Source organism: Embleya sp. NPDC055664 (assembly GCF_053618075.1).
On sequence record NZ_JBSHGZ010000008.1, the window covers coordinates 1 to 12776 of the forward strand.

Sequence of the window (12776 nt, forward strand, 5' to 3'; positions counted from 1 at the left end):
CGCGCGGGTCGCGTCGACCCGCGCGGCACCCGGGACCGAGTCCCGCTCAGGCGTGCGTGCCGCCGTCGATGCGCAGCGACGTGCCGGTGACGAACTTGCCGTCGTCGGAGGCGAGCGCGGCGATCATGCCGGCGATCACGTCCGGGTGGGCCATGCCGTCGCCGATGATCGGCATCAGCTTGCCGAACAGCTCCCAGTCGGCGTCCTCCGGAACCTGGTTCGGGGTGTCGTCGACGATGCCGCTGGAGATGCTGCCGGGCGCGACGTTGACCGCGCGCAGCCCCTGGCGGCTGTACTCCAGGGCGATCGCGTGGGTGAACGCGTCGATCGCGCCCTTGCTGGCCGCGTAGGCCGCCATGTAGGGGTGCGCGAAGCTCGCCGAGGTCGAGCTGAAGTTGATCACCACACCGTTGCCGGTTTCGAGCAGCGCGGGCAGCGCGGCGCGGGTCATCAGGAACGTGCCGGTCAGGTTGATCGTGATGATCTGGTTCCACTTGTCCAGCGGGAAGGTGTGGGTGTGCCCCGCCCGCAGGATGCCCGCGGCGTTGACCAGCACGTCCAGACCGCCGAACCGCTCGACGGTCTCGGCCACGCCGGTGCCGACCGCGGCCTCGTCCGACACGTCCAGCACGCCGGTGGTCAGCCTGGCGTCGAGGCCCTTCTCCGCCGCCATCGCGCGGGTCTTGTCCAGCCCGTCGGCGTTGACGTCGACCGCGTGCACGGAACCCGCCTCGCTCAGCAGCCGCAGCACCGTGGCCTGGCCGATGCCCGAGCCGCCGCCGGTGACGATGATGCGCCGATCCTGGAACCGCTCCACAGTGTTTCCTCCTTGGCCGGGATGCAGGGGTCCCATCACAGGCGGTTCCCGATGCGGGAGCAAGCCTCCTGAACGGTTGGCCGGGAGTGAAATGAAACATGTTCCTGTCGCTCGACAGGAACGACGAACGGCCGATCGGATTAATTCGCCCGGATTGCGTGAGGAACCGACCGGGAAGGGGTCACACCTGTGTGAGGGGAGCCCCCACCTCTCACGAACGCGGCGAAAGACGAGGTTCCAGTCATGGCAGACGCACCCGCCCGCCCGGCGACCCAGAGCAGCACGAGCCCGGAGCGCGTCGCGCGCCCGTCGACCGGAGCCTCCGGCGCCTCGCACATGACGGAGGTGACCGCGCTGGCCACCGACCGCGGCCGTACCTCGATCGCGGACGGCGTGGTGGCGAAGGTCGCCGGGCTTGCGGCGCGCGAGATCCCGGGGGTGTACGCCCTGGGCAGCGGAGTCTCCCGGGCCTTCGCCGCGATGCGCAAGGCGGTCCCGGGCGGTCGTCCCGACGTCGCGCGCGGGGTCAGTGTCGAGGTCGGCGAGAAGCAGTGTGCGGTCGACCTGAGCCTGGTCGTCGAATACGGCGCGCCGATCGCCGAGGTCGCCGCGGCGGTGCGCGACCACGTGATCGAGTCGATCGAGCGGATGACCGGCCTGGAGGTGGTCGAGGTGGACATCTCCGTGGACGACATCCACATCGAACAGGACGACGACGAGGGCTCCACACGCAACCTGGCCTGAGCCGGAAACGCGGCGAGGGCGGGCCGGGGATCGCCCCGGTCCCGCCCTCGCCGCCTCGACGCGGCGCGGTCAGCGCCGCCGACCGCGCATGCTCAGCCCGACGGCGCCCACCATGACCATCACGACCGAGGCCGCGAACACCGACCACGACATCGTGTTCAGCGAGTCGGTGAACACGCCGTAGACGGCCTCGATGCCGTCCCGGTTCAGCGTGTTGCGGGCGGCCAGCTCGTCGGCGACCGGACCGCTCGCGGTGGCGACCAGGATCAGCAGCAGGCCGCTGGTGACGAACAACCCGACGCCGGTCATCACCAGCGCGCGGAACCGGTTGACCGCGACCGCCAGGCCGATCACAAGAAGTACGAGGGTCAGGATCGGCAACCACCGACCCGCGTCGTCCACCGCCCGGAGCGCGTCCCGACCCTGCTTCGCGTCGGAGGCGTGCGGCAGTTGCGCGAGGTCGATCGCGATGGTGGTCGGCAGACCCGCCTTGGAGACCGGGATCCCGGCCTTGTTCAACTGGCCCACGATCGCGTCCAGCGGGCTCTTGAGGTTGACCACGACGTCGTCGCCCTTGGTCTGGACGTTCTTGCTGTCCCGGCCCAGGAGCGAGGACAACACCACGTCGTGCGCCGTGGAGACGCCGTCCTTCCAGACCGCCTTGAACGTCGGCTTGGCGATCTCCTCGGTCACCGCCGTCTGCACCACTTGGCGCGGCACCTGATTGCGGACCCCGGGCGGCAGTTGCCGCATCACCTCGTCGGTCATCAGCCGCGCGACCTCGCTGCGGATCGCCGACTCGTCGATCAGCTCGACCGCGTTGTCGGTGAACCCCTGGTCGGAGACCACCTCCCAGCGCAACCACAGCGCCGACAGGGCCGGGATCGACAACAGCACGGCCAGCACCAGGCTGATCCCGGCGACGGTGCCGCGCAGTGCGCCGAACGCGGGTCGGGCGGGTTGCGGTCGCGGCGGCGCGCCGTGGCCGCCGGGCGCGCCCGGGCCGCCGGGGCGGTACGCACCACCCGGGTCGTACGGCGGTGGCGCCGGTGTGGCCGCGTAGGGCGGGGGCGGGGGCGGGTAGCCGCCACCCTGGCCCGGATACGAGCCCGGGGACGAGTGCATCGCGCTTCCTCCGTCGTAGTCGGCGGACCGCCGTGCGGTTCGGCCCGGTTCCGGAAGGGTCTCACTCGCTTCCCGCTGCCACTGCCGCATGTCCGCTCTTGTGCCTGTTCGGTGACACCGCGGGTCCCGACCGGGTCGATACCGGTGATCCGCGGAGCCGGGCATAGCCTGCGGGGATGGACAGTGTGGACAACGCACCGCAAGCCGGCCGCCGGCGACCCCGGGTGGGCCATATCCAGTACCTGAACTGCCTGCCCATCTACTGGGGCCTGGCCCGCACGGGCACGCTGGTGGATCTGGAGCTCACCAAGGACACTCCGGACAACCTCAACGACGCCTTGGTGCGCGGCGACCTCGACATCGCGCCGATCAGCGTCGTCGAATACCTGCGGCACGCGGACGACCTCGTGGTGCTCCCGGACATCGCGGTGGCCGCCGACGGGCCCGTGATGTCGGTCATGCTGATCAGCCAGGTGCCGATCGAGGAACTGGACGGCTCCCGGGTCGCGCTGGGCTCGCAGAGCCGCACGGGGGTCCGGCTGGCCCGGCTGCTCCTGGAGGAGAGGTACGGCGTACGGCCGAAGTTCTTCACCTCGGCGCCCGACCTGGGCCTGATGATGCAGGAGGCGGACGCCGCCGTGGTGATCGGCGACGTCGCGTTGCGCGCGACGCTCTACGACGCGCCGCGCCTGGGCCTGAAGGTCTACGACCTGGCCGAGGAGTGGAAGCAGTGGACCGGGCTGCCGTTCGTATTCGCGGTGTGGGCCGCGCGCCGCGACTTCCTGGCCGCGCATCCCGCCGAGGTGCGCGAGGTGCACCGGGCCTTCCTGGAGTCGCGCGACCTGTGCATGCGCGAGGTGGACAAGGTCTGCGAGCACGTGGCCCGGTGGGAGGCGTTCGACGCGGCCACGCTGGAGCGCTACTACACCGAAGCGCTCGACTACTCGCTGGGCGCGCGCCACCTGGCCGGGCTCGCCGAGTTCGCCCGCCGTACCTCGCACGACACCGGGTATCCGGCGGACGTCCGGGTGCGGCTGCTCGACGCCCCGCAGGCTTCGTGAGCGCGCCGGATAGGCTCGTTCGCGAGTCGCAGTCGTTCCACTCGTATTCGTTCCATGCGGAGGCTTCCCCGTGATCAGCGATCTCCAGCCGGTCCTGGACCGGGCCGCCGACGGTGGGCGGATCACGCCCGAAGAGGCACTCGCGCTGTACGTCCACGCGCCGCTGCACGCGCTGGGTCGAGCCGCCGACGCCGCCCGCCGCAAGCGCTACGCGGACACCGTCGACATCGCGACGTACATCATCGAGCGCAACATCAACTACACGAACGTGTGCGTCACCGCGTGCAAGTTCTGTGCCTTCTACGCCCCGCCCAAGAGCGAGAAGGGCTGGGTCCGGGAGATCGACGACATCCTGCGCCGGTGCGCGGAGACGGTCGAACTCGGCGGCACCCAGATCATGTTCCAGGGCGGGCACCACCCCGACTTCGGCGTCGAGTACTACGAGCGCTCGTTCGCAGCGATCAAGGCCGAGTTCCCGCAGCTGGTGATCCACTCGCTCGGCGCGTCCGAGGTCGCGCACATGGCCAAGGTGTCCGGGGTGGGCATCGAGGAGGCCATCTCGCGGATCCACGCGGCGGGGCTCGACTCGTTCGCGGGCGCCGGCGCCGAACTGCTCCCGGAGCGCCCGCGCACCGCGATCGCCCCGCTCAAGGAGTCGGGCGAGCGCTGGCTGGAGATCATGGAGACCGCGCACGGCCTGGGCGTCGAGTCCACCTCGACGATGCTGATGGGCACCGGCGAGACCAACGCCGAGCGGATCGAGCACCTGCGGATGATCCGCGACGTGCAGGACCGCACCGGCGGCTTCCGGGCCTTCATCCCGTACACCTACCAGCCGGAGAACAATCACCTGAAGGGACGCACCCAGGCCACCCTGCTCGAATACCTGCGCCTGATCGCGGTCGCCCGGCTGTTCCTGCACAACGTCGCGCACATCCAGGGCTCGTGGCTGACCACGGGCAAGGAGGCCGGCCAGCTGACCCTGCACTACGGCGCGGACGACCTGGGCTCGGTCATGCTGGAGGAGAACGTGGTCTCCTCCGCCGGCGCCAAGCACCGCTCGAACCGGATGGAGCTGCTGCACCTGATCCGCGCCGCCGGGCGTGTCCCCGCGCAGCGCGACACCACGTACAACCACCTGATCGTGCACGACGACCCGGCGAACGACCCGGTCGACGACAAGGTGATCTCCCACCTGTCCTCCACCGCCATCCCCGGCGGCACCGCCCGCCCCGAGCCGCCTCGCACACAGCTGAAGGTGGTCGACGCGCGCTGAACCCGGCTTGGCAGGATGGGCGCATGTCGTTGACGTTGCATGTTGCGCCCGTTGTCCTGTCGATGGTCGACGCGGAGCCCATTCGCGACGGTGCCGTGCTCGTGGAGGACGAGCGCGTCGTCGCGGTGGGGCCGCGGGCCGAGTTGGTCGCGGAGGGGGCGCGGGAGCGGGTCTGGCGCGGAGTGCTCACCCCGGGGCTGGTGAACGCGCACGCGCACCTCCAGTACACCGACTTCGGCGATCTCGCGTTGTCCGGGCTGGCGTTCCCGGACTGGATCCGGGTGCTGATCGAGCGGCGGGCCGACTTCTCCGAGGTGATGTGGCAGGAGAGTGCCCGCCGCGGGGTGCACCACATGTTGCGCTCGGGGACCACGGCGGCGGCGGATGTGGTCACCGATCCGTGCGTACTGGTGCCGGTGGGCCGGTCGGGCCTGCGCGGGATCAGCTATGTCGAGGTGATCGCGGACGACGCGATGTGGGCGGGCGGGCGCCGCGAGGCATTCCTCGACACACTGCGCGGGGCGAGCGGCGGGCGCACGTTGGGCGTGTCGCCGCACACCCCCTTCACGGTCGGGACGGCCGTGTTCGCGGAGTGCGTGAAGATCGCCCGCGAGCGCGGACTGCGGCTGCACCCGCACCTTGCGGAGACCTCGCACGAGGTGGAGTTCGTCCGGCACGGCACCGGCCGGTTCGCGGAGGCGAACCGCGCGACGGGGATGGCCCTGGAGCTGCTCGACGGCGGCAGCGGCGGCAGCCCCGCGACCTACCTGGACGGCTTCGCCGGGCTCGGGCCGGATGTGCACGTCGCGCACGGCGTGCACTTGGGGGCACAGGACCGGGCGCTGCTGCGCGGGCACGGTACGGCCGTCGCCCTGTGCGTGCGCTCCAACGCGATCCTGGCGGCGGGCGAGGCGCCGGTGGCGGACTACCTGCGTGAGGGCTCGCCGCTGGCTCTGGGCACCGACTCGCTGGCCTCCTCGCCGTCCCTGGACATGTGGGAGGAGGCGGCGGCGGCCCGCGAGGTCGCGGTGCGCCAGGGATACCGCGCGGACGACCTGGACCGGCGCCTGGTCGAGGCGGTCACGGTCGGCGGCGCGGCGGCGATGGGCGGCCTGGACGGGGCGGGCACGCTGCGCCCGGGCGGCCTCGCCGACCTCGCGGTGTTCGACGTGCCGACGGAGGGCGACCCGTACGCGGCCCTGCTCGCCCACGGCACCGGCTCGTGCGTGGCCACCGTGCTCGGCGGCCGGCTCGTGCACCGCCGCTGACGGCGGCCCGAGCGGCGGCGCGGGATCGTTCGGGGCGCGATCAGGCATGACCGGCCGAACCCGGGGCAGGCGCCCGGTCGACAAGACAGGGTTTCCCGACCACTTCCGACGCGGGCGCCGCCCGTGCGGAACGAGGAGGCACACCATGTCCGTTGGTACGCGAATCCGGTCCCTCGTCCATGCCGTGACCCCGCACCGCAGGCGCCGCCGCACCGGTCGCGGTCGCGGCGGCGGCGTCGGTGTCGGCGTGCGCATCGGCCGGCTCGGCGGCGGGGTCAAGGTCGGCCGGCGCCGTGCCGGTGGCCGTGCCGCGCGTCGCTGAACGCCGCACGCCGACACGAGTCCACCGGGCGGGTCGCACGCTCCACGCGACCCGCCCGGTGCGTTGCCCGCCCCCTGACCCGGGCACGGCCCCGGCCGCGAGATGATGGCCGGGTGACCCGAGCCTCCCTGGACAAACAACCGCGTGAAGTCGCGTCGATGTTCGACGCGGTCGCGGCGCGCTACGACCTGACCAACACCGTGCTGTCGATGGGCCAGGACCGGTCCTGGCGCAAAGCCGTCGCGCGGGCCGTGGACGCGCGCCCGGGTGAGCGCGTACTCGACTTGGCGGCCGGCACCGGCACCTCCTCGCTGCCCTTCCGGGACGCGGGCGCGGACGTGGTCCCGTGCGACTTCTCCGTGGGCATGCTGCGCGAGGGCAAGCGCCGCCACCCCGAACTGCCGTTCACCGCGGGCGACGCGACCCGGCTGCCGTTCCGGGACGCCACGTTCGACGCGGTGACCATCTCCTTCGGGCTGCGCAACGTCAACGACACAGAGGGTGCGCTGCGCGAGATGTTGCGGGTGACCCGGCCGGGCGGGCGCCTGGTGGTCTGCGAGTTCAGCCGGCCCACGTGGCCCGCGTTCGAGACGGTCTACGTGGAGTACCTGATGCGCGCGCTGCCGTCGGTGGCCACCGCCGTGAGCAGCAACCCGGACGCGTACGTCTATCTGGCCGAGTCCATCCGCGCCTGGCCCGACCAGGCCGGACTGGCCGCGATCGTGCGCCGGGCCGGCTGGGAGCGGGCGGCGTGGCGCAACCTCACCGGCGGCGTGGTCGCGCTGCACCGGGGCTTTCGACCCGCCACCGGATGACCACGGGCCGGTCCCCGGCCCGCTGCTCATAGACTTGTCCGGCCGGAACCGTCCCGGTTTCGGCACTGCCGCAGAGACTTCCAGGGGAGTCGTCCGTGACCGACGCAGCGCCCGTCACAACCACCAAGCGCGCCGACTCGACGCATGAGGCCGACGTCATCGTGGTCGGGGCCGGTCCGGCCGGATCGACCACGGCGTATCACCTGGCCAAGTCCGGCGTGAGCGTGATCCTGCTGGAGAAGACCGCGTTCCCGCGGGAGAAGGTCTGCGGCGACGGGCTCACCCCGCGCGCGGTCAAGCAGTTGATCGCGATGGGCGTGGACACCTCGGTCGAGGCCGGGTGGCTGCCCAACAAGGGCCTGCGCATCCTCGGCGGCGGCATGCGGCTCGAACTGGACTGGCCGGACCTGGCCAGCTTCCCGGCGCACGGGCTGGTCCGCAAGCGGGCCGACTTCGACGAGATCCTGGCCCGCCAGGCGGCGGCCGCGGGCGCGAAGCTGTACGAGCGCGCCAACGTCACCGGCCCGATCCTGGACGAGCGCACCGGCCGCATCGTCGGGGTCAACGCGCGGATGAACGGCTCGAAGGAGGAGACCGTCTTCCGCGCGCCGATCGTGGTCGCCGCCGACGGCAACTCGACCCGGCTCTCCCTCGCGATGGGCCTGCACCGGCGCGAGGACCGCCCGATGGGCGTCGCGGTCCGCACCTACTTCACCTCCCCGCGCAGCGACGACGACTACCTGGAGTCGTGGCTGGAATTGTGGGACCGCCGCGACGGCCAGGAGAAGCTGCTGCCCGGCTACGGCTGGGTGTTCGGCATGGGCGACGGCACCTCGAACGTGGGCCTGGGCCTGCTCAACACCTCGGCGGCGTTCAAGGACATCGACTACCGCGACCTGCTCAAGGGCTGGGTCTCGGGCATGCCCGAGGACTGGGGCTACACCGACGAGAACCAGCAGGGCCCGATCCGCGGCGCGGCGCTGCCGATGGGCTTCAACCGCCAACCGCACTACACCAAGGGCCTGTTGCTGGTCGGCGACGCGGGCGGGATGGTCAACCCGTTCAACGGCGAGGGCATCGCGTACGCGATGGAGTCCGGCGAGATCGCGGCCCAGGTGATCACCCAGGCGGTGGCCCGCCTCACCCCCGAGGGCCGCGAGCGCGCGCTGCACGACTACCCGCGCATCCTCAAGCAGACCTACGGCGGCTACTACACGCTCGGCCGGGTCTTCGTGAAGCTGATCGGCGACCCGAGGGTGATGAACTTCGCCACCAAGCACGGTTTGCCGCACCCGATGCTGATGAAGTTCGTGCTGAAGATGTTGGCCAACCTGACCGACCCCAGGGGCGGCGACGCGATGGACCGCATCATCAACGGCATGGCCCGGATCGCCCCGGCCGCGTAGCTGGGCGAGGCCCCGCCGGCCCGAGGTCGGGCGGGCGGGGCTCACCGTTGCACTCAGGCGCGCAACGAGGCGGTGAGCGCGGTCCACGAGGCCGCGCCGATGATCAGGTGGCCGACGCCGGGGTCCTTGGAGTCGCGGACGGGGACGATCCCCGGGAGATTGTCGACCACCTCGACGCAGGCACCTCCGTCATCATTGCTGTGACTCGACTTGCGCCAAGCAACGGTGTGCAGGTCGGGGGTTGTCATTCCTCGTACTCCTTGATCACCGCACGAATCAGAATGGCCGACTCCCTGGGGGACAGGGCGTAGGCGCTCACCCGATCGTAGGCCCGGCGTCGTGCAAGTACGGCGTCCGGATCCTCAAGGATCTGACCGCTGGCGTTGCCTTCCACGTAGATGAGCGACGTACTGTCTTGCAGCTCGATGACGATCTGCGTCGCGTCGCTCAGGCTCTGTTCGCCGCGGCGGAACGGCAAGACCTGAAGAGTGCCGTGGCCGTTGTCCATCATCGGCAGGAGTGCGACAAGTTGAGCAGCCATCACAGCCGGTCCACCAACCCATCGTCGTAGGACCGATTCGTCGAGGATCACCGCGAAGTGTGGGCGTGGAGATCGGTCGAATATCGCGCGCCTGCCGATTCGAGCATCCACCAGGGCCTCGATCGCTTCGTCGGTTGCTCCTCGGTGGGCTTCCCGAAAGACCGTTCGCGCGTATTCCGGGGTTTGCAGAAGACCGGGAATCCGGAAGCCTGCCCACTCACGCAACGCTTCGGCTCTGCGCTCCAGACCCATGTACTCCAAGTACTGATCAGGGAAACGCACATTGCGTAGCATCTCGAACAGCGAGGTGAACAGGCCATTTGTGCCGAACGCCGCGTCGAGCTTGGGGCACAGTTCTTCGGGCACAGGGCTGTTGCCCGTCTCGAATCTCGACATGGACGACTTGCTGTAGCCCACGATGTCGGCCAGTTCCGTCACCGACAGCCCTGCTCGTGAACGATGTTCCCTGATTTGCGCAGCCAGGCGCTGCCGAGGCGACCCCTCGGTCGGGTTGCTTGGATGTTCCTGGAATCGCACTTATGTTCCCCCGATTTGTTCCAATTGAGCTCGCAACGGGAGGTCACTCCAAAGGTTAGGGACGCCGGCCGATGCTGTCAGGGAGTGGCCGAAAAACGACTGACGGCAACGAAAGGCAAGAGGCGTGCCCATGACCGTGACGAGACAACAACCGCTCACCGAAGCCGAGTTGCGGCTTCGGATGGCGGGCGGCGAGGTGCGGGTGCGGGATGCCCGGAGTCGGTATGTGGGAACGCTTTACCGCGTGGCCGGCGGCTACGTCGTGGCGCTCACCGCCAACTCCCAGACGACCTACACAATTCCGCTCGCGCACCTCGAAGTGGTGGACGACGAAGCCGGTTCGCCCATGCCCACCAAGCCCGAGCCGGCGAAGCCGGAGGCGGCTCGGCCCGGCCGGATCGTGGCGGCCCAACCCCTCGTGGACGAGCCGTGTCGAACCAAGGCGCAACACCTGTTCCGCGACGCGTCGATCATGTGGCGCATGCCGCCCGACGACACGCACCCCAGCCGACCGCCCACCCCCTGATCGGCCGCACCGCCCCCACTGGCCTGGCCGGCGGTGCGGCCCCGTCACCCGACGCCTCCCGAGGCGGCCGGGCGAAGCCGACCGGCGCGGAGCGCTCCCCGCGCCGGTCGGCCACGAAGCGATGCGTTCCCCATCCACCCCGCCCATGAAAGGGGCTCCCCGCCATGCCCGACGTCGCCGAGATCGGCCAAAAGGTCAAGCACCGGGACGCCCGTCTGCGACCGACCCACCCGCCCGGCGTGATCGAGCACATCGACGCGGCCACCGCCCGGGTGCGCGTCCAGCCCTTCGACCCGGCCCGCCCCGCGTGGACCGCCGACATCGCCGCCGTGGAGCCGGACGACGCCATCTGGTACCCGACCGACGGAGCGCCACCCGCCAAATCCGTCCCGTTCCCGATCCCTCCCGGCGCCCGAGCCCCACGCGTCTACGGCTGCTACCGCCGCTGACCCCGGGCCGTGTGAGCCCCGATTCCCTCGTGTGTCGCGAGTACAGGGCCGCCTCGCGCGTGCTCAGGTTCCGTAGATGCGGACCACGGTGACCAAGAGGACGTCATTCGATACCTGGTATCCGACCACCACCGATCCGCACGTCACCTCTCGCCGGTCTTTGTGCCAGGTCTGCGATGAGCCGCACCCGTACGGGTCCAGACATACGCGGGCCATGCCCCTGTCCAGGTCGCCGCGCTGCGACGTCGTGAGTTGGCTACGTACCGTCTCGCAGTCGTGCGAGTACCTCAGCCTGTACGACACTCGGATCCTCCCCCATGATGACGCGGTCGCCCGCCTCCCTGGTGATCGCCTCCACGCGGTCGTGCTCGCGCTCGGTGGCCTCGTCGATTTCCGGTCGCGTTCGGCGCGACCAGCGGTTCATGATCAGGAGCATGTCCCGCGCGGGCGTGTCCTCGACCACCCTGGTGAACTCGTCGCGCTGATCGGCCGGAAGGGCTTCGCGGATGCTCGCGATCGTGGCCGGCGTCTCGATCCGTTCGCCGTCGACCACGGTCCAAAAGGTCCGTCCGTCGGGCTCCGGCCCGTCTTCGGGTTGCTCGTCCATGGACTTCCTTCGGTGTGTCATGACTTGACTACTTACAGTGTGCGTCCGGTCGGGTCGTTCCGTGAAGGGGCAGGTGGAATCGGCCATGCAAGAGAGCGGCGGTCGGGTTCCGGCGACGCGGCGGGCCGGGTGCGGGGTCCGGGCCGCCCCTGGGCATACGGTTGGCGTTTGTCGGGCGAGTGGGTGTTCGAGTCGGAGGGTCGGTTCATGCGTGACATGCGGGACTTCATCGGCGGGCTGCCGAAGTGCGAGTTGCATCTGCACATCGAGGGGACGTTGGAGCCCGAGTTGAAGTTCGCGCTCGCCGAGCGCAACGGGATCGAGTTGCCGTACGCCTCGGTCGAGGAGATGCGGGCGACGTACCGGTTCGACAGTCTCGCCTCCTTCCTGACCGTCTACTACGACGGCATGCGGGTCCTGCTGCACGAGCCGGACTTCTACGACCTGGCGATGGCCTACCTGCGCAAGGCCGCCTCGCAGAACGTGCGTTATGTGGAGATGTTCTTCGACCCCCAGGCGCACACCGGCCGGGGTGTGCCGTTCGACGTGGTGGTGCGCGGGCTCACCCGGGCGATCGGGGACGCGCGGCGCGAACTGGGCATTCGGGCCCAGCTGATCATGTGCTTCCTGCGCGACTTCCAGGCCGAGTACGCGATGGCCACGCTCGTGCAGTCGCTGGCGTACCGCGAGTGGATCGTGGGGATCGGGCTGGATTCGGACGAGCGCGGCAACCCGCCGGCCAAGTTCGCCGCCGTCTACGCGCGGGCACGGGCCGAGGGCTACCGGTTGACGATGCACTGCGACGTCGACCAGGAGAACAGCGTCGAGCACATCCGGCAGGCCATCGAGGACATCGGCGTGGACCGCATCGACCACGGGTCGAACGCGCTGGAGGACCCGAAGCTGGTCGCCGCGATCAAGGAGCGCGGCCTCGGACTGACGGTGTGTCCGGTGTCGAACTCCTTCGTGGTGGACGGGATCAAGGGCGCGGAGATCCGGCGCATGCTGGACGAGGGCATCCTGGTCACGATCAACTCCGACGACCCCGCCTACATGGACGCGTACGTACAGGAGAACCTGGAGCGCACCCAGGCGGACCTCGGCCTTACCGAGGCGGAGGTGGCCCGGTTCGAATACAACGCGTTCGCCATCGCGTGGTTGCCGGAGGACGTCAAGGACGCGTACATCGCCGAGCTGGACGCGTGGGTGGCGGCGGCCGGCTGAGTCCGGGCATGGGCCGAACTCCCGTGACGGGCACGGGAGTTCGGTCTACCGACGGGGT

14 protein-coding genes are annotated in these 12776 nt (G+C 70.3%); 9 read left to right on the plus strand and 5 right to left on the minus strand.

The window, feature by feature from the left end; all coding sequences use genetic code 11:
• Positions 1-46 precede the first annotated feature (46 nt).
• Positions 47-817, minus strand: coding sequence for an SDR family NAD(P)-dependent oxidoreductase (locus ACWGR4_RS16090; protein WP_078975844.1), 771 nt, complete (start codon positions 815-817; stop codon positions 47-49).
• A 243-nt stretch (positions 818-1060) separates the two neighbouring features.
• Here ACWGR4_RS16090 and ACWGR4_RS16095 point away from each other — a divergent pair, with 243 nt between their 5' ends.
• Positions 1061-1561 (plus strand): Asp23/Gls24 family envelope stress response protein, encoded by a 501-nt coding sequence (locus tag ACWGR4_RS16095; RefSeq protein ID WP_380014187.1) that lies wholly within the window; start codon positions 1061-1063, stop codon positions 1559-1561.
• 69 nt (positions 1562-1630) lie between these two features.
• Here the strand turns inward: ACWGR4_RS16095 and ACWGR4_RS16100 are convergent, their stop codons facing one another.
• Positions 1631-2686: a hypothetical protein gene (locus tag ACWGR4_RS16100; RefSeq protein ID WP_380014190.1), complete on the minus strand. Its 1056-nt coding sequence runs from the start codon at positions 2684-2686 to the stop codon at positions 1631-1633.
• 176 nt (positions 2687-2862) lie between these two features.
• On the opposite strand from ACWGR4_RS16100, the gene ACWGR4_RS16105 reads away from it, so the two are divergent.
• The 5 genes from ACWGR4_RS16105 (at position 2863) to ACWGR4_RS16125 (ending at position 8834) form a co-directional block, all read left to right on the plus strand.
• The gene (locus ACWGR4_RS16105; RefSeq protein WP_380014193.1) at positions 2863-3747 is read left to right on the plus strand and encodes a menaquinone biosynthetic enzyme MqnA/MqnD family protein; all 885 of its coding nucleotides are present in this window, start codon (positions 2863-2865) and stop codon (positions 3745-3747) included.
• A gap of 70 nt (positions 3748-3817) precedes the next feature.
• Positions 3818-5023, plus strand: coding sequence for a cyclic dehypoxanthinyl futalosine synthase (gene mqnC, locus ACWGR4_RS16110; RefSeq protein ID WP_380014196.1), 1206 nt, complete (start codon positions 3818-3820; stop codon positions 5021-5023).
• 23 nt (positions 5024-5046) lie between these two features.
• The gene (locus tag ACWGR4_RS16115; RefSeq protein WP_452129925.1) at positions 5047-6291 is read left to right on the plus strand and encodes an amidohydrolase family protein; all 1245 of its coding nucleotides are present in this window, start codon (positions 5047-5049) and stop codon (positions 6289-6291) included.
• Positions 6292-6726: 435 nt separating this feature from the next.
• Positions 6727-7428 carry a demethylmenaquinone methyltransferase gene (locus ACWGR4_RS16120; protein ID WP_380014202.1) on the plus strand — a complete coding sequence of 234 codons (702 nt, stop codon included), beginning with the start codon at positions 6727-6729 and terminating at the stop codon, positions 7426-7428.
• A 95-nt stretch (positions 7429-7523) separates the two neighbouring features.
• Positions 7524-8834: a geranylgeranyl reductase family protein gene (locus tag ACWGR4_RS16125; RefSeq protein WP_380014205.1), complete on the plus strand. Its 1311-nt coding sequence runs from the start codon at positions 7524-7526 to the stop codon at positions 8832-8834.
• A gap of 53 nt (positions 8835-8887) precedes the next feature.
• On the opposite strand, the gene ACWGR4_RS16130 is transcribed toward ACWGR4_RS16125, so the two are convergent.
• Positions 8888-9082 (minus strand): DUF397 domain-containing protein, encoded by a 195-nt coding sequence (locus ACWGR4_RS16130; RefSeq protein ID WP_452129926.1) that lies wholly within the window; start codon positions 9080-9082, stop codon positions 8888-8890.
• A complete protein-coding gene (locus tag ACWGR4_RS16135) occupies positions 9079-9912 on the minus strand; it encodes a helix-turn-helix domain-containing protein (RefSeq protein ID WP_452129927.1) in 834 nt (277 codons plus the stop codon). The genes ACWGR4_RS16130 and ACWGR4_RS16135 overlap by 4 nt, the downstream gene beginning before the upstream one ends.
• Positions 9913-10042: 130 nt before the next feature.
• Here ACWGR4_RS16135 and ACWGR4_RS16140 point away from each other — a divergent pair, with 130 nt between their 5' ends.
• Complete coding sequence (locus ACWGR4_RS16140; RefSeq protein WP_452129928.1) at positions 10043-10438, plus strand: hypothetical protein; 396 nt, start codon at positions 10043-10045, stop codon at positions 10436-10438.
• A gap of 164 nt (positions 10439-10602) precedes the next feature.
• Positions 10603-10887, plus strand: coding sequence for a hypothetical protein (locus tag ACWGR4_RS16145; RefSeq protein ID WP_452129929.1), 285 nt, complete (start codon positions 10603-10605; stop codon positions 10885-10887).
• A gap of 256 nt (positions 10888-11143) precedes the next feature.
• Here the strand turns inward: ACWGR4_RS16145 and ACWGR4_RS16150 are convergent, their stop codons facing one another.
• On the minus strand, positions 11144-11494 hold the full coding sequence (locus ACWGR4_RS16150) for a hypothetical protein (protein ID WP_452129930.1): 351 nt from the start codon (positions 11492-11494) through the stop codon (positions 11144-11146).
• Positions 11495-11701: 207 nt separating this feature from the next.
• On the opposite strand from ACWGR4_RS16150, the gene add reads away from it, so the two are divergent.
• A complete protein-coding gene (gene add, locus ACWGR4_RS16155) occupies positions 11702-12718 on the plus strand; it encodes an adenosine deaminase (RefSeq protein WP_452129931.1) in 1017 nt (338 codons plus the stop codon).
• Positions 12719-12776: the final 58 nt, after the last annotated feature.

Coding starts and splice junctions, on each gene's coding strand:
- ACWGR4_RS16150 (WP_452129930.1), bottom strand. CDS start 11,494: ATGGACGAGCAACCCGAAGACGGGCCGGAGCCCGACGGACGGACCTTT.
- ACWGR4_RS16105 (WP_380014193.1), top strand. CDS start 2,863: ATGGACAGTGTGGACAACGCACCGCAAGCCGGCCGCCGGCGACCCCGG.
- add (WP_452129931.1), top strand. CDS start 11,702: ATGCGTGACATGCGGGACTTCATCGGCGGGCTGCCGAAGTGCGAGTTG.
- ACWGR4_RS16140 (WP_452129928.1), top strand. CDS start 10,043: ATGACCGTGACGAGACAACAACCGCTCACCGAAGCCGAGTTGCGGCTT.
- ACWGR4_RS16100 (WP_380014190.1), bottom strand. CDS start 2,686: ATGCACTCGTCCCCGGGCTCGTATCCGGGCCAGGGTGGCGGCTACCCG.
- ACWGR4_RS16130 (WP_452129926.1), bottom strand. CDS start 9,082: ATGACAACCCCCGACCTGCACACCGTTGCTTGGCGCAAGTCGAGTCAC.
- ACWGR4_RS16145 (WP_452129929.1), top strand. CDS start 10,603: ATGCCCGACGTCGCCGAGATCGGCCAAAAGGTCAAGCACCGGGACGCC.
- ACWGR4_RS16115 (WP_452129925.1), top strand. CDS start 5,047: ATGTCGTTGACGTTGCATGTTGCGCCCGTTGTCCTGTCGATGGTCGAC.
- ACWGR4_RS16095 (WP_380014187.1), top strand. CDS start 1,061: ATGGCAGACGCACCCGCCCGCCCGGCGACCCAGAGCAGCACGAGCCCG.